The sequence below is a fragment of the Mycobacterium kiyosense genome, from assembly GCA_021654635.1.
Taxonomy (GTDB): domain Bacteria; phylum Actinomycetota; class Actinomycetes; order Mycobacteriales; family Mycobacteriaceae; genus Mycobacterium; species Mycobacterium kiyosense.
Genome location: AP025179.1, coordinates 3,138,690 through 3,157,323 on the forward strand (window position 1 = coordinate 3,138,690; position 18,634 = coordinate 3,157,323).

Annotated in this window: 17 protein-coding genes and 2 pseudogenes; 4 read left to right on the forward strand and 15 right to left on the reverse strand. The window is 67.2% G+C overall.

Features of this window, described 5'->3' with window-relative positions; translation table 11 throughout:
* Positions 1-47: 47 nt before the first annotated feature.
* Together L6444_RS14870 and L6444_RS14875 are read right to left on the reverse strand one after the other, a co-directional pair.
* Positions 48-1,712: an MMPL family transporter gene (locus tag L6444_RS14870; RefSeq protein ID WP_236984153.1), complete on the reverse strand. Its 1,665-nt coding sequence runs from the start codon at positions 1,710-1,712 to the stop codon at positions 48-50.
* On the reverse strand, positions 1,597-2,877 hold the full coding sequence (locus L6444_RS14875) for an MMPL family transporter (protein ID WP_236983706.1): 1,281 nt from the start codon (positions 2,875-2,877) through the stop codon (positions 1,597-1,599). The genes L6444_RS14870 and L6444_RS14875 overlap by 116 nt, the downstream gene beginning before the upstream one ends.
* A 299-nt stretch (positions 2,878-3,176) precedes the next feature.
* Here L6444_RS14875 and L6444_RS14880 point away from each other — a divergent pair, with 299 nt between their 5' ends.
* Both L6444_RS14880 and L6444_RS14885 read left to right on the forward strand, forming a co-directional pair.
* Complete coding sequence (locus L6444_RS14880) at positions 3,177-4,070, forward strand: DUF4344 domain-containing metallopeptidase (protein ID WP_236983707.1); 894 nt, start codon at positions 3,177-3,179, stop codon at positions 4,068-4,070.
* An 84-nt stretch (positions 4,071-4,154) separates the two neighbouring features.
* Positions 4,155-5,294, forward strand: coding sequence for a glycosyltransferase (locus L6444_RS14885; RefSeq protein ID WP_236983708.1), 1,140 nt, complete (start codon positions 4,155-4,157; stop codon positions 5,292-5,294).
* Here L6444_RS14885 and L6444_RS14890 read toward each other — a convergent pair.
* The 8 genes and pseudogenes from L6444_RS14890 to L6444_RS14925 form a co-directional block, all read right to left on the reverse strand.
* Positions 5,291-5,506 carry a hypothetical protein gene (locus tag L6444_RS14890; protein WP_236983709.1) on the reverse strand — a complete coding sequence of 72 codons (216 nt, stop codon included), beginning with the start codon at positions 5,504-5,506 and terminating at the stop codon, positions 5,291-5,293. The two genes, L6444_RS14885 and L6444_RS14890, sit on opposite strands and share 4 nt — an antisense overlap.
* Before the next feature lie 121 nt (positions 5,507-5,627).
* Entirely contained in the window at positions 5,628-6,806 is a 1,179-nt protein-coding gene (locus L6444_RS14895) for a SecDF P1 head subdomain-containing protein (RefSeq protein WP_236983711.1), read from the reverse strand.
* 24 nt (positions 6,807-6,830) lie between these two features.
* On the reverse strand, positions 6,831-8,066 hold the full coding sequence (locus L6444_RS14900) for a hypothetical protein (RefSeq protein ID WP_236983713.1): 1,236 nt from the start codon (positions 8,064-8,066) through the stop codon (positions 6,831-6,833).
* Positions 8,067-8,118: 52 nt separating this feature from the next.
* A complete protein-coding gene (locus L6444_RS14905) occupies positions 8,119-8,883 on the reverse strand; it encodes an SDR family NAD(P)-dependent oxidoreductase (protein ID WP_236983715.1) in 765 nt (254 codons plus the stop codon).
* A gap of 45 nt (positions 8,884-8,928) precedes the next feature.
* A complete protein-coding gene (locus tag L6444_RS14910; RefSeq protein WP_236983717.1) occupies positions 8,929-9,897 on the reverse strand; it encodes an enoyl-CoA hydratase/isomerase family protein in 969 nt (322 codons plus the stop codon).
* Positions 9,898-9,908: 11 nt separating this feature from the next.
* Positions 9,909-10,745: a mycofactocin-coupled SDR family oxidoreductase gene (locus tag L6444_RS14915; RefSeq protein WP_236983719.1), complete on the reverse strand. Its 837-nt coding sequence runs from the start codon at positions 10,743-10,745 to the stop codon at positions 9,909-9,911.
* Between the two features lie 309 nt (positions 10,746-11,054).
* Positions 11,055-11,741: a TetR/AcrR family transcriptional regulator gene (locus L6444_RS14920; RefSeq protein ID WP_236983721.1), complete on the reverse strand. Its 687-nt coding sequence runs from the start codon at positions 11,739-11,741 to the stop codon at positions 11,055-11,057.
* 107 nt (positions 11,742-11,848) lie between these two features.
* Positions 11,849-13,061, reverse strand: a pseudogene (locus L6444_RS14925) (FAD-dependent oxidoreductase).
* Between the two features lie 200 nt (positions 13,062-13,261).
* Between L6444_RS14925 and fadD1 the strand changes: the two are divergent.
* Both fadD1 and L6444_RS14935 read left to right on the forward strand, forming a co-directional pair.
* A pseudogene (gene fadD1, locus L6444_RS14930) lies at positions 13,262-14,876 on the forward strand (fatty-acid--CoA ligase FadD1).
* Between the two features lie 286 nt (positions 14,877-15,162).
* The gene (locus L6444_RS14935) at positions 15,163-15,747 is read left to right on the forward strand and encodes an NYN domain-containing protein (protein ID WP_459561283.1); all 585 of its coding nucleotides are present in this window, start codon (positions 15,163-15,165) and stop codon (positions 15,745-15,747) included.
* On the opposite strand, the gene L6444_RS14940 is transcribed toward L6444_RS14935, so the two are convergent.
* Genes L6444_RS14940 through L6444_RS14955 form a run of 5 tightly spaced genes read right to left on the reverse strand, consistent with a single transcriptional unit; the run spans position 15,744 to position 18,570 of the window.
* Positions 15,744-16,406, reverse strand: coding sequence for a hypothetical protein (locus L6444_RS14940; protein ID WP_236983723.1), 663 nt, complete (start codon positions 16,404-16,406; stop codon positions 15,744-15,746). The genes L6444_RS14935 and L6444_RS14940 overlap by 4 nt on opposite strands.
* A 38-nt stretch (positions 16,407-16,444) precedes the next feature.
* Positions 16,445-16,798: a UbiX family flavin prenyltransferase gene (locus tag L6444_RS30150; protein ID WP_255731230.1), complete on the reverse strand. Its 354-nt coding sequence runs from the start codon at positions 16,796-16,798 to the stop codon at positions 16,445-16,447.
* 10 nt (positions 16,799-16,808) lie between these two features.
* The gene (locus L6444_RS30155) at positions 16,809-17,060 is read right to left on the reverse strand and encodes a flavoprotein (RefSeq protein WP_255731231.1); all 252 of its coding nucleotides are present in this window, start codon (positions 17,058-17,060) and stop codon (positions 16,809-16,811) included.
* Positions 17,057-17,500, reverse strand: coding sequence for a UbiD family decarboxylase domain-containing protein (locus tag L6444_RS14950; RefSeq protein ID WP_236984154.1), 444 nt, complete (start codon positions 17,498-17,500; stop codon positions 17,057-17,059). The genes L6444_RS30155 and L6444_RS14950 overlap by 4 nt, the downstream gene beginning before the upstream one ends.
* Positions 17,440-18,570, reverse strand: a complete 1,131-nt coding sequence (locus L6444_RS14955; protein WP_236983725.1) for a UbiD family decarboxylase — start codon at positions 18,568-18,570, stop codon at positions 17,440-17,442. Before L6444_RS14955 ends, L6444_RS14950 begins: the two co-directional genes overlap by 61 nt.
* Positions 18,571-18,634: the final 64 nt, after the last annotated feature.

Below are 18,634 nucleotides of genomic sequence, written 5' to 3' on the forward strand. Positions count from 1 at the left end.
TTCCTCCGCAGCCTCGCGAACCCCAAACACATTCGGAACCCAGCGGATCAAGCGGTGACGGGCTCGAGTTCGGCTTCGTCTGCGGCCGAGCGCCGCGGCCACCACAGCCAACGGTCCAGCACCACCATCATGGCGGGCAGCACGAACGCGCGCATCACCAGCGCGTTGAGCAGCAGGCCGACGCCGACGGTGAGGCCGATCTGCGCCACGTTCAACACCCGGCTCGCCGAGAGCGCGATCGTGGCGATGCCTACGACGATGCCGCCGGCGGTCACCACGCCGCCGGTGGCGGCATAGGCCCGGATCAGGCTGGTGCGCATCCCGGCGGCCAGTCCCTCCCGGATCCGCAGCGCGAACAGCAGATTACCGCCGGACGCCACGCCGATCATCGACACGAACGCGATCGGCGGGACCGACCAGTGCAATTCGTGGTGCAGCAGCCGATGCCAGAACAGCACGCTGGCGCCCAGGGCGCAGACATAGGACGCCGCGATGGTGCCCAGCACGACCAGTCCCGCGATCGGGCTGCGCAGCAGCGCCGCGGAGATGACCAGGATGACGCCGAGGGTGAGCACCGCCAACAGCGCCAAGTCGCCGCCGATGATGTCTTGCAGGTCGCGAGTGACCGGCCCGACGCCGGTCAGTTCCACGGTGGCCGGTTTGAGCGCACCGTCTTTCGTCGCATCGGCGACCGCGGCGGAGATCGCGCGTGCCCGGATCGCCCCCTCGTCGCCCCACTCGTGGCCGTTTCCGTAGACGTAGAGGCGCGTCGCATGCCCGTTCTGGGAGAAGAATTCGTCCAGCGCGGGCCGCATGGTCGGGTCGATCAGAATCGTCCGGGACGCGTAGAGGTTGACGCCGGGGCTGCCCTGCGAGACCGACATCAGACTGTGCAGGTAGGCCGGCAGCTCCTGGGTGGGTACCGGACGGACGTTGTTCAGCACCTCGCGCAGGCCCGAACCCCTGGCCCGGATCTCGGCCATCTGCCCACCGGCGGCGCTGATCACGGCGGCGGCGCCGGCTAGACCGGACGAGGTGGCCGCGTCGGCAACGGCCTTGGCCAGTTGCTCCGCGGCATCGACCAGCTTGGTGGAATCGCTGACGACGGTGGCCGACCACTGGGTTGCCTCTTGGGCGGCCGAACACACCGGCGTCCGGCGGCAATCGGTAATCGTCCGGACGAAGCTGCGCAACGGATCGAAGATTTCGGAGACATCCCCGGACCGGGCACGGATTTTACTGACGGCCTGCTGCGTGATGTGCACCGCCAGGCTCACGCCGCCGATCGCGTAGCTGCCCGCCAACGTGCCCGACTGCATGAGGTCGAGGCCGTTGAACAGGTCGCTCAGCCCGCTGTCGAGGTTTGCAAACGTCGCGTCGCGGGCGGAGAGCCGGTCGGAGAACTCGTCGATGCGGTCACCGACGTTGCCGGCGGTGGCGGTCAACGCGGCCTGCTTGGACACCATCCCCGCGGGGTGGCTGGCCGACTGCACCATCCGCACGCCCGAGATCCCCATGATCGCGCTGGTGACCTGTTCGAGAGCGGTCAACCCCGCGGGAGTGCGGATGTCATGGTCGGTTTCGATGGTGACGACGTCAGGAAACAGTTGATTGGGCGGGAAGTGCCGGTCGACGACGTCGTAGCCGCGCCGGGACTCCGATTTCGCCGATGTCGTCCTGGTTTCGTCCCAACCGATCGGGACGCCGGGCAACGCGATCATCAGAATCAGGATCAGGATGCCGCTGGACACCAGAATGGGCGCCGGCCAGCGCGCCACCTGGGTGCCGACCCGGCGCCAGCGGCGCCGCAGACCTTTTGCGTTGCGGCGGTCTGACCAGACCGGCGCGGCTGGCGAGCGCGACCAGAGCCGGCGTCAACGTCAACGCCGACAGGGCGGTCGCGAGAACGCCGATCGCACACAGAATTCCGGTGGACGCGAACATGCTGATCCGAGCCAGGCTCAGCCAGGCCAGCGCCCCCAACGGTGCGACGACGATGAGCGCCGAACCGACGATCGTCGGCGCCACGCCGCGGTAGGCGTCGGCCAGCGCGGCGGCAGGTGCGAAACCTTGCCTCAGCCGTTCGTGGTAGCGCCCGATCAGAAACATCGCGAAGCTGGTGCCGGCGCCGACCGCCACCGCGACGCTGACGGACAGCGAGAACAGCGAGATGCTGATCAGTTCCTTGGACGCCAGGTCGGTCACCACCGGTTTGCACAAGGACAGCGCCACGAAGACCGAAACCAGCGGGACCATAGCGGTGATCAGCGAACGGTAGACGATCAGCAGCAGGATGAGCAGTACCGCGAACGTCATCGCCAAGATCACCTGGGTCTGGCGGTCGATCGCCTCGAACTCGTCCATGACGGTGGCACCGGCGCCGGTGATGTAGACGCGCAGGCCCTCGGGCGGATGCAGCTGTGCGACGATGCCGCGGGCCGCGTTGATCGAATCGACCGCTTCGGTGGTGCCCACCATGCCCGCCAGGCGCATCCGCGCCAGCACTACGTGCTGATCGTCGCTGGTGGCGGCGTCGGCGGTGGCAGGCACCCGCAACCAGTCGGTCAGCTCGAGCACATGCGCGGAGTCCGCGCGCAGGGCCGTGATCAGGTGGTTGTAGAACTCCCGGTCATGGCCGTCGATGATCGCATTTCGCGCCAGGACCAGGTAGGCGATGTTGTCGGTGGGCACTTGGGAGAACGCCGCGGCCGAGCGCTGCACCGCGAGCGCGGTGCTGGTACCCGACGGCACGAACGGTTCGTCCTCGTCGGCCACGACCCGCTCCAGCGGCGGGGTGAGGGCGTTCCCCGCGACGGCGAGCAGAGCCCACACCCCGACGATCAGCAACGCGAAACGGTAGATGAACCGGCTGATCAACGCGTGAACCCCGGCCGCGCCGCGGGTCGGGGTTCCGGCCGCGGCTCATAGCAGTTCAACGAGGTATCACCTTCTCGATCGACGCCGAGACGAACCCCGGCGGAGTCGGCTAATTCAACCATTCTCATCCCGGGATAGACAGTTTTTAACCGACACCGGTCGCCCGCGGTGCTTATCAGGGCGAATCCCCGATTTCCGGCACTTGGTTGTCGTAACGTTCTGACGGGTGCCGAGCTCCGCAACGTCGGCGCTGACGCGCTCACCTGACGCGCGGGCGTCATCGTAAGGGGGCTGGATCAATGCGCAGGCCGGTTGTCGTTGTCGCCATCGGTATTTCGTTGCTGGCGGCCGTCGGCTGCGGCGGCTCCAAGAGCCACCAGTCCGACCAGACGTCGGTACCGAATCGGCCCGCCACGACGTCGCAGTCGCCCCGGTCCGGGGAACCGGTCCCGGCTGCCACCGGGGCCACGGGGGCCACGAGGGCCACCATGACGTTCCGCTACGAAGAGGCCGAAACGCCGGATGCTCAAGCCGGCCGCAAGCTGATGGCGGACGCCAAGGTGCTGGAATCGGTCTCCCAGCACGTCAACGACACCTTGAACCTGCCGCACGACGTGGCGGTGGTGGGGAAGGCGTGCGGCGACAACGACTTCTGGGATCCCAACACCAACGAAGTGCTGCTGTGCTACGAGGACATCGCGCACAGTGAGCAGCGCTTCGCCAATGCCGGCAACCCGGATGCGGTACAGGCTGCCGTCGACGCAAAGATCTCCGCCTTCTACCACGAACTCGGTCACGCCACCCTGGCGATCTACGACCTGGCTTTCACCGGGCGCGAGGAGGACGTGGCCGATCAGCTGTCCGCCTTCGAACTGTTGGCCCCCGGCGCGGACAACCTGCCCTACCCCAACGGTGTGCGCATCGCGATGAACACCGCGCAGGACTGGAAGCTGAGTGCCAGAGAAGCCGGCGATGCCAACGAATTGCCGTTCTGGGACGGACATCCGATGGACATCACCCGGATGTACAACTGGGAGTGCTGGATCTACGGATCGGATCCGACGGCCAACGCCGGCATTGTGACTTCCGGGGATCTGCCGGAGGACCGGGCCGGCAACTGCGAGGACGAGTTCAACAACATGTCCAGGGCCTGGCACCAGGCTGCTAGCCCCCACCTGAAGAAGCCCAGCTGACACCGAGCCGGAGTTCACACAGTATTCAGGCGACGGACGGCGCGCGCTCGTTGACCGCACATGCGCAACGGTTTTCCTCACGGTATGCGGGTGGTTCAGGTCGCCAACTTCTACGGACCCCGGTCCGGTGGGCTGCGCACGGCGGTCGACCGACTCGGCGCCGAGTACTGCGCCGGGGGCCATGAGGTCTTCCTGATCGTCCCGGGCCCGTACCCGCAGCGCAGCCAGCTGGATACCGGTGTTGTGCGAATCATGTTGCCCGCCAAGCTGCTTCCGCTCACAGGCGGCTACCGGGCAATCATGCCCGGCCCGGTTCGCGCGCTGCTGGCCGCACTGCGCCCGGACGCGCTGGAGGTTTCCGACCGGCTCACCCTGCGCTCGCTCGGCCAATGGGGCCGCGCACACGGAGCCACCACCGTGATGATCTCGCATGAACGTCTGGATCGCCTTGCCGGACAGGTGCTTCCGCGCCGAACCGCGCGGCTGGTCGCCGACTTCGCGAATCGGCGCACCGCAGCGGACTACGACACCGTGGTGTGCACAACGGATTTCGCGCGGGAAGAGTTCGACCGCATCGGCGCGGCCAATGTCGTGACCGTCCCGCTGGGCGTCGACCTCGGCACGTTCCATCCGCGGCACCGATGTGCGGTGCTGCGTCAGCGCTTCGCCACACCCGAGCAGCTGCTGCTGGTGCATTGCGGCCGGTTGTCGGTGGAGAAGCGGGTCGACCGCAGCATCGACGCCCTCGGCGCGCTGCGTGACGCCGGTGTGGACGCCCGACTGGTCGTCGTCGGCGCGGGCCCGCTGCAGGCCAGGCTGCAGCGTCAGGCCGCCGGGCTCCCGGTCGAGTTCACCGGTTTCGTCGCCGAGCGGCGTACCGTCGCCGCGCTGCTGGCATCGGCCGACGTCACGCTGGCGCCCGGGCCGCATGAAACGTTCGGCCTGGCCGCGCTGGAATCGCTGGCGTGCGGCACGCCGGCCGTGGTGTCGAGCACCTCGGCACTGTCGGAGATCGTGACCGGCGACAGCGGTGCGGTGGCCGACAACGATCCGGCGGCCATCGCAGCGGCGGTCACCGACGTGATCAGCCGGCCCGAACAGCTTCGTCGCGGCTGCGCGCGGCATCGCGCCGAGATGTTCACCTGGCACCGCGCGGCGGCCGGGATGCTCGACACCTTCGCCGGCGCGGCAGCGCAGCAACCTCGCCGGGTCAGCGGCTTTTAGCGAGCCACGCTGCAGGATTCGATCAGCGCCGGCCCGTAGGTGGCGGCGCCGCACTCGCACTCCCAGCGCACGTGGGCGCCACAGGAGCAGGCCACGGTGTCGACGGTCATGTGGCCGGGCAACAACCAGTGACCGCGGGCGCAGCGGCGCGGCGGCCGGTCCGCCCAATGCCCACGCGACGCGTGGCATCGTTCGCCGACATCAAGACTCACGCCGACCACGGTCGCATCCGGTGCACCGGGAATCCAGCCCGGTGCCCGAATCGTGACTCTTCGTTGCGATTCGTTGACCGTGTCGTTGTGCGGCCACCGGCGGCAACCAGTGTGCGAACAGTCAAGGGCGCGCAGCCGATCGCGGCCAGTACAGATAAACCAGCGCACCAAGCAACAGCAGCAGCACGACGAGCGCGGGCGCGGTCTGCGCGATGGGAGGCAACCCGACGATCGGGTGACGGTAACCGGGTTGTGGCGCAACGGTTTCGCGAGCCGAGGACTCGAACACCACCGGCAGCGATCCAGATGTCAAGGCAGTGGCGAGCCGGCGAGCGGTTGCCTGAGTGAAAGGCGGGTCACCGCCGCTCAACTGCGTACGACCGCCGGGTATCGCCTCGTTGAGCACCGGAGCGCTGAGCACTCGGGTATCCAATGTGAATGCGATCTGGGTGCCGACGTGAGCGGCCGTGTAGTCGGCCCACACGGCCGTCGCCTTGGAGTTGAACTGCAGGTTGACGAGGTAACCGCTGCCACCCTGGACAGCGTCGGCGTCTTGGATGCCCGCACCGTCGATGATCGACGGCCCGAGCAGGTACGCGGCCTTGGCGTCGGTGGCGCAGGTGATGAGTGGCAGCTGCGGGTCGTCGTTGCCGGCCAGCACGTCGGGGCCGCCGCACCGGGTGGCCTGAAACTGTAGAGCAACCATCTGGAGGTAGGAGCTGTCGCTCTGCCGCCACTTCTTCTCCTGGGCGATGCGCTGGGCGAGGTCCTGGCGCGGGTCGGACGGCACCGCCGATTCGGTTGACTCGGGGGGCGTTGCCCCACCTGCGGGCGCCGGCGGTGCCCCCGGCGCAACGGACGGGGCCGGCTGTTCCGGCACCGAGCTGATGACCGGACGCAGGTCCAGCCGGGCCGTCTGGACCAGCGCGTCGATGTCGCCCGCGCGGTCACTGGGCACAGTGACCACGATGTTGTCGCCGTTGACGGCCACCTGTATGTCCGGGATACCGATTCTGTTGGCCCGGGCCCGGATCACCTGTTGCGCCTGAGTCAGCACTTGGGCGGTCGGCCGCGCAGCGTCGACGGTGCGGGCGGTGAGGGTGACCCGGGTGCCGCCGGCCTGCTGGATGCGCGACCCGGAGTGCACGTTTGCAGTGAACACCTGGAAGATCAGGTAGCCCAGCACGAGCACCGTCAGGGCAAGCACCGGATACCTGGCAACCCGGGTCCAGGTTGGTCGCCGCCCCGGCTGGTGCAACCCGGCGGGTTGGGTATGTGCCGACTGCCCCGGCATCGTCATCGACGAACCTCCTCAATGCCGGAGTCAGCGTACTTCGGCAATAGCCTCGTCGAGCAAGTCACCGATGCGATGCCGTTGCCACAGGTTCAGCAGGTTCACCAGCATTTGCAGCGGTGCGCGCACATCCTCGTGCTCACTGATGCGGGGGTCGAAACGATCCGGCGGCACATCGGTACCGAATCGTTTGCCGAGCAACGCCGGTACGTCGAGCAACCACGCGACACCCATCACTGCGGCATAGCGCAACGTGTGCCGGCGCAGCCGGTCCGGGTCCAGGGCCGGTCCGCCGCTGTGGCGGACTTGGTCGGTGAACAATTCCAGCAGCGCGTCGAGATGGTCGCTCCACAAATCGGTTTCGGCCCCCGACATGGCCCCCCAGATCGCCATGCCCAGGTTCATCTGGCTCACACAGCCCCAGTCGAGTAATCCACACCGCAGCACGCCGTCGCTCTCTCGCCAGAACCAGGCGTTGTCCACATTGGCGTTCCAGTGGCACAGCGCGACATAGTCGGTGTCGCGGGCCAATTGGCGCAGAATGAGGTCCTCGTGCAGCGCAACGCGTGGCACGTCGCGGCGCAGCCGGTCCAGAAAGTCCGGATCCGCCACTGGCAGCAGACCCGGCCAGGTTCCGATGAACTCGGTGAGCCGGCAAAGCTTTCGATCCAGCTGTTCCGCGGTCAGGACGCGCCGCTCGCCCACCGTCGCCGCTCGCACATCGAGCGGAAAGTGCTCGGTCGAATGCTGCGGCAGGAGGCCCGCCCGGTGCGCGCCGGCCAGCCGGCCCAGCGCGGTCAGCAACGCCCGGTAGTGTTCCTCCGGACGCGGCATCCGGTAGTCCAAACACTTCGGATAGTGGCGTTCAATCCCGTTGCTGCCGAACATGATCCGCTCGGTGATCAGTATCCCGGCACCCGTCCGCCGGTGGTAGTCGGCGAAGAGTGCGCGGGGCACCGCGATGGGAAAGCCCGGGGCGCGGGACAGTTCGGCGAACCGCACCTCCGGCTCCATCTGCGTCCTGGCATTGTCGCGGACCGGGTTGTCGAGGTCACGGGAGAACTTGACGAACAACTCGGTATGCAGAGCATCGTCGAGCTTGGCGTATCGAACGGTGAGCGCAACCTTGCGGCCGGTGCTGCCGGCCGCCACCTCCTCGAAACCGGTGAGGTCAACGACCCAGTTGTCCGCCGGCAACGTCTCGGCAGAACGCAACAGGTCCGTCAGCAGCTGCGCCCCGCCGGCGCGCAATCCGTCGGGATCCACCGGAAACGCGCGTCCAGACGCGTCACCGACAACCGCCGGTACCCCTCGCCTGTCACCAGGTCTGCTCGGCGGCGCGCACCAGCATCTGGTTGACCGCCATCCGCCGATCGCGAGTCACCATGTACTGCACGGCATCGGCGATGTCCTCCGGAGCCAGCTTGATCATCCCGGCGGTTTGTCGCTCGAATGCCTCGCGGGACGGTGCGGCCAGATGGGTGAAGATCTCGGTGTCGACGGTCCCCGGCCCTACCACCCCGACGCGCACCCGGCTGGCGATCATCTCCTGACGCAGCCCCTCGCTGAATGCGTTGACCCCGAACTTGGTCAGCGAGTAGACCGCTGTGCCCGGCCGCGCGACCCAACCGGCCGTCGAACTGATGTTGACCAGGTCGGCGACTCCGCGCGGCGAATCAGCCGCCGCCGCAACAAGATGCGGAAGGGCGGCGCGGGTGACGTAGAGGACACCGGCGACGTTGACCGACACCATGTCCTCCCAGTCGCGCAGCGGCGCCGTGGCCGCAGGTCCCGATTGCATCAGTCCGGCATTGTTCACCACGATGTCGAGGCGGCCGAACTCGCCGACGACCTGATCGACCGCTGCAGCCACCTGCTCGGCGTCGGTAACGTCGGCGGGCACCGATATCGCGGTACCGCCGGCGGACTCGATCTCGGCTCGCACCGCCGCCAGCCGGTCGGCGCGCCGCGCCAGCAGCGCTACCGCAGCCCCTTGGGCGGCAAGGGCTTTGGCCACCGCCGCGCCGATACCACTGCTGGCGCCGGTCACCAACGCTGCGGTGCGGTCCAGCGGCGCCGTCATGGACGGGCCACCGTCAGTGCCGACATGCTCTCGCCGCCAGCGCGTTCAAGGCTTGCTGCGTCCCGACCGGCTGAGCCGCCATTCCGGCGGGAAGTTCAGGTCGTTGTCCTTGACCACGTTGTTGAGGCCCTTCTCGAAGGTGCCCGCGGTCAGGTCGACCTCCTCGGCGTCGTTGGCGATCATCGGCAGCATGCCCTCGACCATGCCGGTGAGCAGGCTGCCGAAGTACTCGCCCTTGTGCTGCTTGTACAGCTCGAGGAAGGTCTTCTGCACTGCGACGGTGTCGGTCGGGCGGGAGCGGGAACAGGCCAGGGCGTATTTCTGCGTCTCGGCTTCCAGCTTGTCCCGGGGTACCACACTGTTGATGAAGCCGCAGTCGTACATCTCCTTCGCACTGAACGGCCGTCCGGTGAAAAGCATTTCGGAGAACTTGCGCAACCCCATGGTCTCGGCCCACCACCACAGCCGCGGACCCCAGCCCACGTACCGGAACGCCGGATGGCCGAACAGCGCGTCGTCGGAGGAGACCACCAGGTCGGCGTCACCTGCTTGGTAAAAGTGCCATCCGTAGCAGTACCCCTTGGCCTCGATGATGCTGATCTTGCGCAGTTCCTGCAGTGGCCGGTTTCCGGCCCGGGCCTTGGCGTAGAAGTCGGTGACGGTGGACAGGTAGCGGTAGGAGCCGCCCGGCGGGTACTTGACGTCGTCGTCGTTGATCGCCACCTCGTGCAGCAGTGGCATGCCGGGGTTCTCCAGCATTCCGCGCTGTTCGGGCAGATCACCGCCGCTGCCGAAATCCTCACCCTCGCCGCGGATCACCACGACCTTCACCTCGTCGTCGACGTTGCACTTGTGGATCAGATCGGCATAGTGCTGCCGCATCCCCAGCGTGGTGGAGTTCTGCGCTTCGGGACGGTCGAAGGTGATGTAGGCGATCCGGTTCTTGACGTCTTTTTCGAACTTGATGTACTGCTCTGCTTCCTTCTTCATCTCTTCGTAGTCGTACTCGGGCATGTGACTCTCCTCTACTTGAGCAAGCTGCCCGCGTCGACGGGAAGCGAAACGCCGGTGACATAACGAGATTCGTCAGAGGCGAGGAATAGGACGGCATTGCTGATGTCGACGGCGTCCACCCAGGGCACCGGCAACGTATGCATCAGCTGCGAAGCCGGGGCGAGGTCGTCGGGCCCGGGATTTGGCAGGTCGGGACGGAACAGGCGATAGGTGCGGTCGTTCATCACCATCGGGGTGCTGACCTGGGTCGGCATCACCGCGTTCACCCGGATCATGTGCTGTCCCAATTCGACGGCGAAGCTGCGCATCAGTCCCACCACACCGTGTTTGGCGGCAACGTAATGGCCGGTGTGCGCGAGTGCCTTGAGCCCGCCCACCGAGCTGGTCAGCACGACCGAACCGCCACGGCCACCCGAGATCAGATGCGGCACAGCGGATTTCACCGTTTTCCAGACCCCGGACATATTGACGTCGATCATGTCCTGCCAGGTCTTCTCGCCGATCTTGTGCAGCTTGTTGCCCACGGTGCCGATGCCCGCGTTGGCCACCACGATGTCGAGGCGGCCCAGTCGGGCAACACCGTCGTCGACAACGGACTTCAGCGCGTCGTAGTCGCGGACGTCGACCTGCGCGGTCACGACGTAACGATCCAGGGCCCCGACGAGTTCGGCGGTTTCGGCGAGATCGGCCGGCGTCGACGGCTCGTAGGTCAGGTTGTCGATCGGGCCGCAGATGTCGATCGCGATGATGTCGGCACCCTCCTGCGCGAACCGCACGGCGTGACTGCGGCCCTGCCCGCGCGCGGCGCCGGTGATGAACGCGACCTTTCCCGCTACTCGGTCTCCCATCACGGCACCAGAGCGGGCATGGACTCCCAGCCGCGCACAGTCGAGGTGGGACTGAGCCGGACGCCGGCTAGGTCGACGTCAGTACTCGTCGTCACGAAAACTCCTCTGCCACCGTCGTTTCCAACACTCAAGCCGCTCGAAACAGCTTGCACAATTTGTACGCTCCGCTTAATCGATTGTTTCTTTCACCGACGACCCCGTGGCTACTGGCAAGGTCACCGACGCCTGTATCTCTATACTCGTAGAGAACCATACGACTCTTGCCGTGACAAGGCCCGGATGACACGGCGGCGCTTGGAACCCGCCCGCTCAGCCACGCTCTTTGGCCCTGCTGCGGGCGGCGGGGCGCGGGGCGCCGACACCGGTGAGTCGGCCCTTGTCCGGACTTTTCAGAATGCCCCGGGCGATGGCGGCCAGGATCCCGTCGAGTTGCTCTGCACTGTCGACGATTCGGTCGCCGTGGGCAAAGCGCAACAGCAGCCCGTTGATGAACGTCAGCGTCACATTGCTCAGATCCTCGACGACGCCGGGCTCCAATTGCGCGCCGTGCGGCATGAGCTGAACCAGGATTTCGCGGTGCAGCTTGGTAAACGCGTCGGTGCCGTGCGCGAGGGTGGCGGCCAGCTGCGGATCGCGGGCCGCCTGCATCGTCAGCTCGTACCTGGCGCGGGTCCGGGACAGCTCGGGTTCGCAACCGCTGCGGATCACCACCTGCGACAGCAGCGACGGTGAGCCATCCGCCCTGCTGCCGGCGGGATCGTCGGCAACCGATTGAAGGTTTGCCAGGTCCAACTCGGCCAGCCGTTCCGCCGCGGCCAGCAGCAGCGCCGAACGGGTTCGGAAGTAGAAGGACGTCGTCCCGTCCGGAACGCCGGCTTTGCGGTCGACCTTGAGATGGCTCAAACCCTTGGCGCCGTCGTCGGCCAACAACTGAATCGCCGTGTCGCATAGCTCGCGACGGCGCTCGGCCGGGTTGGGCTTGCGGCGCTTATCCATCGGTCAGGAGGCTGGCTGGTCGCACGGGCTTACTCTACATTAGTAGAGCGGTTGCGACCGAGCCTCCGGGGGTCGGGCAGCGCCCGGGATGGCGATCCGCGGCGGGTTCAGGGACGGCGGGCGAAAGCCGGGGCATGCTCGGGTAGCACCCCAACCCCGATGAAGTAGGCCGGCACCACTGAAAGCCACGGCAACCGGTCGATCACTCGGAAGAGCGTGGCCGGCGGGGCCGGGTCCCGGCCGCGCAACAGCGGACCGAGCAGCCCCCCGGTGCAGGATCCGCTGCACGAATTGCGTTACCGCGGTGGGAAATACGCGTCGGCGCCGGACCGCCGCCAGGTCACGGCCGCTCAGTCGGTGTTCCAGCAGCGGTCGGGCCAGTATTCTCGCGGCGGCGACGGCATCCTGCACCGCGAGGTTGATGCCCACCCCGCCCAGCGGCGACATCGCGTGCGCGGCGTCGCCGATACACAACAAGCCGTCACAGTGCCAGCGGCGCAAGCGATTCACCCGCACGTCGAGGTGTTTCACCTCATCCATCGATGCCAGTGCACCGACCGAGTCCGCGGCTTCGGGCACCAGCGCGGCGACCTCGCGGCGGAAGGCCTCGATGCCCCGCGCCCGCAGCTGCGCATCGGAGCCTTTGGCGCCGATGTAGGCGATCTGGTAATAGCCCTCGCGCGGAATCACACCGAGCGCCTTGCCCGGGGCGCTGCGTGGCAGAAACGAGAATTCGGTGTCGTCGTGGCGCGGCAGCCTGAACCACCACACATCGAATTTGACGGGGTAGTCGTGGGCCCGCAGCCCGGCCGCCTGCCGCGCGACCGACCAGCGGCCATCGCAGGCGACGGTGAGGTCGGCGCGCAGCTCGCCGGGTCCGTCGGCGCTCCGGTAGCGGACCCCGCGGACCCGCTCACCGTCTCGGACCAGCCCGGTGACCTCGGTGTTCATCCGCAGGGTGAAGGTGGGTTCGGCGCCGGCGGCCGCGGCGAGCAGATTGAGCAGATCCCACTGCGGCACCATCGCAATGAACGGATGTGGTTGGTGGCGTAGCCGTTCGAAGTCGATGTAGGTGACCGCGCGACCGTTCGACTCGAAGGCCGCTTTGCGTACTTCGGTGAACGGCAAGCCCGAAAAGCGCTCCCACAGACCGAGTTCGTCGAGGAGTCGCATGGTCGAGCAGTGGACGGTGTCGCCGCGAAAGTCGCGCAGGAAGTCGCCGTGCTTCTCCAACAGCGTTACGTCAACCCCGGCGCGGGCCAATAACAGCCCCAGCACCATCCCTGCCGGACCGCCCCCGATGATCGCGCACGTCGCCATTGGCGCAAGCATAGGTGTGCCCCACCAGCTCCCTGGTGAAGCCACGTACGTCTACGACCAGTACACCGTCGAGCCGTGTCCTGCTCCCCTGTGCGCCACTCGGGGACGCTTGTCATAACCTGACAAACGCAATGTTGCTGCTGCATCGAATACCGCGGTCGATGCGCCCCACCGGGCATCGGAGGAACGAAGGCCACGCCATGACCGATACCATTCAAACCCTGCTGCACCGGCGCACGGCCGATTCCGCGACCGCGGTGAAATACGGTGACCTGCAATGGACTTGGGCCGAATACCTGACCGAGTCGGCAGCCCAGGCGGCCGCGCTGCTGGCCGCCGCCGACCCGAACCGGCCGATGCACATCGGGACGCTGCTGGGCAACACACCCGACATGCTGACCCAGATGGCCGCGGCCGGGCTGGGCGGCTACGTTCTGTGCGGGCTGAACACCACCCGGCGGGGTGCGGCGCTGGCCGCCGACATCCGCCGGTCGGACTGCCAGATCGTGGTGACCGACGCCGAGCACCGGCCCCTGCTCGACGGCCTCGACCTGGCCGGCACGCTGGTCCTGGACACCTCGACTCCGCAGTGGAAGCAGTTGGTCGCCGAGGCCGGCACCCTGGTCCCGCATCGTCAGGTCGAGATGACCGACCCGTTCATGATGATCTTCACCTCCGGAACCAGTGGGAACCCGAAAGCCGTGCAGGTCTCGCATCTGATGCCGGTATTCGCCGGGGTCAACCTGACCCAGCGTTTCGCCCTGACCGAGCAGGACACCTGCTACGTGTCGATGCCGCTGTTCCACTCCAACGCGGTGGTCGCCGGCTGGGCACCCGCCGTGGTCTCCGGCGCGGCGATCGTGCCGGCGAAGTTCTCGGCGACCAACTTCCTGCGCGACGTTCGGCACTACAACGCCACGTACATGAACTACGTCGGCAAACCACTCGCCTACATCCTGGCCACCCCGGAACGCGAGGACGACGCCGACAACCCGCTGCGGGTGGCGTTCGGCAACGAAGCGAACGAAAAGGACATCGAACAGTTCGCGCGTCGCTTCGGCGCCCGGGTCGAGGACGGTTTCGGCTCCACCGAGAACGCCGTGATCGTGGTGCGTGAACCCGGCACCCCGCCGGGCTCCATCGGCAAGGGCATGGGCGGCGCGGCGGTCTACAACAGCGAGACCCTCACCCAGTGCCCGGTCGCCCGCTTCGACGAGCACGGCGCCCTGATCAACGCCGACGAGGCCATCGGCGAGTTGGTCAACCCGACCGGTTCGGGGCTGTTCAGCGGCTACTACAACGACCCCGAAGCAAACGCCGAACGGCTGCGCCACGGCATGTACTGGTCCGGAGATCTCGCCTACCAGGACGCCGAGGGCTGGATCTATCTGGCCGGCCGCACCGCCGACTGGATGCGGGTGGACGGCGAGAACCTGGCGGCCGCACCGATCGAACGGATTCTGTTGCGCCACAATGCAATAAGCCGAGTAGCGGTGTATGCGGTGCCGGATGAGCGGGTGGGCGATGCGGTGATGGCCGCGGTGGTACTGCACCAGGACCGCGCCCTCGAGCCGGAATCGTTCGAAGCTTTCCTCAACGAACAGCCCGACCTGTCCCCTAAAAGCACGCCCCCGCTACGTGCGCATTGCCGCCGAGCTGCCCAGCACCGCCACCCACAAGGTGCTCAAGCGGCAACTGATCGCCGAGGGGACCGCGATCGGCGACGGCGACACCCTCTGGGTGCGCGACGAGCGCGGCACCGCCTACCGGGTGCAGCCGCGCACTGGTAGTCGAGCCGCCGATAGCAGACGATGACCCGATGACCGATTCCAGCGCGACGCGCGTAGCCGTCTACTTCGACTTCGACAACATCGTCATCTCGCGCTACGACCAGGTTCACGGCCGCAACACGTTCCACCGGGACAAGGCCAAAAGGGGCTGGACAAGGAGAGGCTGCGCTCGGCCGAAGTCGACCTCGGCGCCATCATCGACTTCGCCTCCTCGTTCGGCACGCTGGTGCTCACCCGGGCGTACGCCGACTGGTCGGCGGAGGTGAACGCCAACTACCACGGTCAGGCTGGTCGGGCGCGCGGTCGACCTGGTGCAGCTGTTCCCGGCGGCCTCTTACGGAAAGAACGGCGCCGACATCCGATTGGCCGTTGACGCCGTGGAGGACATGTTCCGGCTACCCGACCTCACCCACGTGGTGATCGTCGGCGGCGATTCGGACTACATCGCGCTGGCGCAACGCTGCAAACGGCTGGGTCGATACGTCGTCGGAATCGGGGTGGCCGGGGCCAGCAGCGGCTCACTCGCCGCCGCCTGCGACGAGTTCGTCACCTACGACGCCTTGCCCGGGATCTCGACCACCGCGGCCCCCACCCGCAAACGCGGCCGGCACGCCAGCCAGGCCGAGACCGACGACGAGCAGCCACCACCGGACCCGCAGGCCGCCGCCACCGGGTTGCTCGAGCGGGCGCTGCGGATCGGGCAGGAAAAGGACGACGCCGACTGGCTGCACAATTCCGAAGTCAAAGCGCAGATGAAGCGGATGAACCCGTCGTTCAGCGAGAAGTCTCTGGGCTTCAAGTCTTTCAGCGACTTCCTGCGCTCGCGCAGCGAACTCGTCGACCTCGACGAGAGCACCACCACGCGCATGGTGCGACTGAAAACCGACCAGTCCTAGGGGTCGATCTCGCCGGCGATGCCACGCTCGATACCGTCGCGGGTGACGTCGGGCAACACGACCAGTCCGTCGAGTTCGGTGCGGGCCAACCCGTAGGCGTGCTTACGCTCCTGGGCCGTGGCAGCCGAGTCCGCGGCGATGCGCAGCAGATTTTGCGCTCGCACCAACCGTTGCCTCTCCTCGGTGGAGAAGTCACTGCGCTGCCGGCGCATCGCCTCGGCTTCGGCGGCGTCGAAGGCGCTGACGTAGTCCTGCACCGCTTCCAGATACGTAGCGGCGGCGTCACGGTCGTCGACCAGGTCCTCGGCCCGCAGCGGCTTGTGCAGGTCGGCGCGCAGTTTGGCCTTGTGAAATCCGGCGGTCAGCGGATCGCGCAGGTCGGTCATCAGCGGGAAGTCGAGCAGTTTGGCCGCGTCGAGTTCGTACTGCAGCCAGCGGGCGTCGGTCTGCTCGTGCGCGTCGATGGCACGCCGGATGGCCTGCCACCGCGCCGCCTGATTCACCGGCGGGACTTCGCGCACCTCGGACGCCGCCGCGTTCTCGGTCTGCTGCTGCGCCCGGCGACCCAGCGACGACACCGCCTTGACCCCCGCGACGATCAGACCGGCCAGCGGCAAGAGCAGCAGCAGCACCTCGATCAACCGGAACAACACTCCCACCCGGCCAGGATGCCATCAATCCGGCGCGGCTTCGGGGGTTAGTCTTCGCTGCGACGAACGACGCTGTGCCGCAGGTCCTCGTCCCACCGGGGAAACACGTCGGTGTGGATGCCGAACTGGTCCAGCGCCCGCCCGACGGAATGGTCGACGATGTCCTCGATGGTGGTCGGCCGAAAGTAGAACGCGGGCACCGGCGGAAAGATGGTGCCGCCGGCTTCGGTGATGGTGGCCATGTTGCGCAGATGGATGAGGTTGAGCGGCGCCTCACGAACCATGAGCACCAACGGTCGGCGCTCTTTGAGGACGACGTCGGCCGCCCGCGACAACAGCGACGAGCTGACGCCGCCGGCGATTTCCCCGACGCTGCGCATCGATGCCGGCGCGATGAGCATTCCCCGGGGGTCAGAAAGGGCCCGAGGCCAGCGGGGCGCCGACGTCGGTGACGTTGTAGACGTGGTCGGCCCGCGCCTCCAGGTCCTGGCGAGTGAGGTCCGTTTCGTATTCGCGGGTGAGGCCGGCGGCGCGGGTGACGATCAGGTGCGTCTCGATTCCCACGCTGCGCAGGATGTCGAGCGCGCGGGCGCCGTACACGATGCCGGTGGCGCCGGTGATGCCGACGACGAGCCGGTCGGGTTGGCCGGTCAGATTGATCACGGGTACTCCAGGTTCAGCTCGGGGGCGTACGGGCGCGGGTCGACGTCGCGGAAATGGGCCCGCTCGAATTGCTCACGCAGGTCGAACGGAACGCTGGCGTCGAAAATGGTCTTCGCGGTGGTTCCCTTGGCCGGCAGGGTCGGGTCGTAGCTGGGTTGCTGGCTGGGATCCAGTACATGGCCGGCGACACCCGGGATGACGATGATGTCGCGATTGCCCTGCATCCGGGTCTGCATCGCCCACAGCACGTCGTCGCTGTCGTAGATGTCGACGTCGGCGTCGACCAGGATGACGTTCTTGAGCTCCGAGTAGACCCCGAATGCCAGCAGGGCCGCCTGTCGCGCCCGGCCATCGTCGAACGCATTTTTCTTGTTGCACTTCAGAATTGCGAGGAATTTTCCGCCTCTCCCGCACTGTGTGAGTAAACCTCGCTGACGAATCCGGGCATCGCGTCGTGCAGAGCGTGGTAGATGCTGGCCTCGGTGGGGATGCCGGCGAGGCTGACGTGTTCCTCGCCGGGGCCGACGAGGGTTTGCAGGATCGGGTCCCTGCGCGTCGTAATCGCGGTCACCTTGATGACCGGCAGCGCCTGGTTTGCCGGTCCGTCGTAGCCGGGGAACTCGGGCATGGCGTGGCCGGTGTGGGTGTTCTGGTCCTCGGCCTGACGTTCCCCGGGAATGATGTAGCCCTCGATGACCACCTCGGCGGCGGCGATCGCTTGCTGTTCGACCGTGACGCCGCGGACCAGCTCGACGGGCCGGCCGCGCAAGCCGCCGGCGATGGCCAGTTCGTCGTAACCCAGTGGCGTGGTGGGGGCTTCGAACGTGGCACCGATGGGAATCGCAGGATCCAAACCCATGTTCACGGTGATTTCGAACGCGCGTCCCGCGGCCTCGGCGCGGCGCCGGAAGGCGTCGATGTGCCGTCCGGGCGCGAAGAAGATGGTCATCTCGTCGCGCCCCTGCACGCACAACCGGTGAATGGTGACGTCGGTGCCCAGCTCAGGATCGCTGCCCAACACCAGACCCAGGCAGAAGTAGGGACCCGCATCCTGGTCGGTGTTGGTGGGCGCGGGCAGCAGCGTGCGCAGGTCGAAGCCGGGATCGTCGGCCCGGTGCACGACTTCTTGACAGGGAGGCTGCTGACCGGTGAATTCCGCTGGCGGGACTGCGTTTTCGTAGGCTGCCGCCATCCGCTGGGTGAGTCGGTCGGGAGCGGACTCGAGCAGGATCCCGACCCGTTTGCGGCTGGCCATCAGACCGACCAGGACCCGGGCGCCCGGGAAGCCGGTGACGTTGTTGAAGATCATCGCCGGCCCGATCCGAGTGGGCCGCTCCACCGTGCCGCCGGCACCGATGCGCCGGTAGACGCCGGCGATTTCGCCGATCGGGTCGACGGGATGGTCGGTCTCGATCAACTGGCCGGGATGTCGCCGCAGCCGACGCAGCGCCGATCGCAGATCAGTGATCGGTTCGGCTTCGGCGCCCTCGGGTGAGCCGTTGTCTCCCATCCAACCTCCTGCCAAAATTGTTGCCGCACAGAGTGGAATCGTCCACCCACGCGCAGTCGGCGCG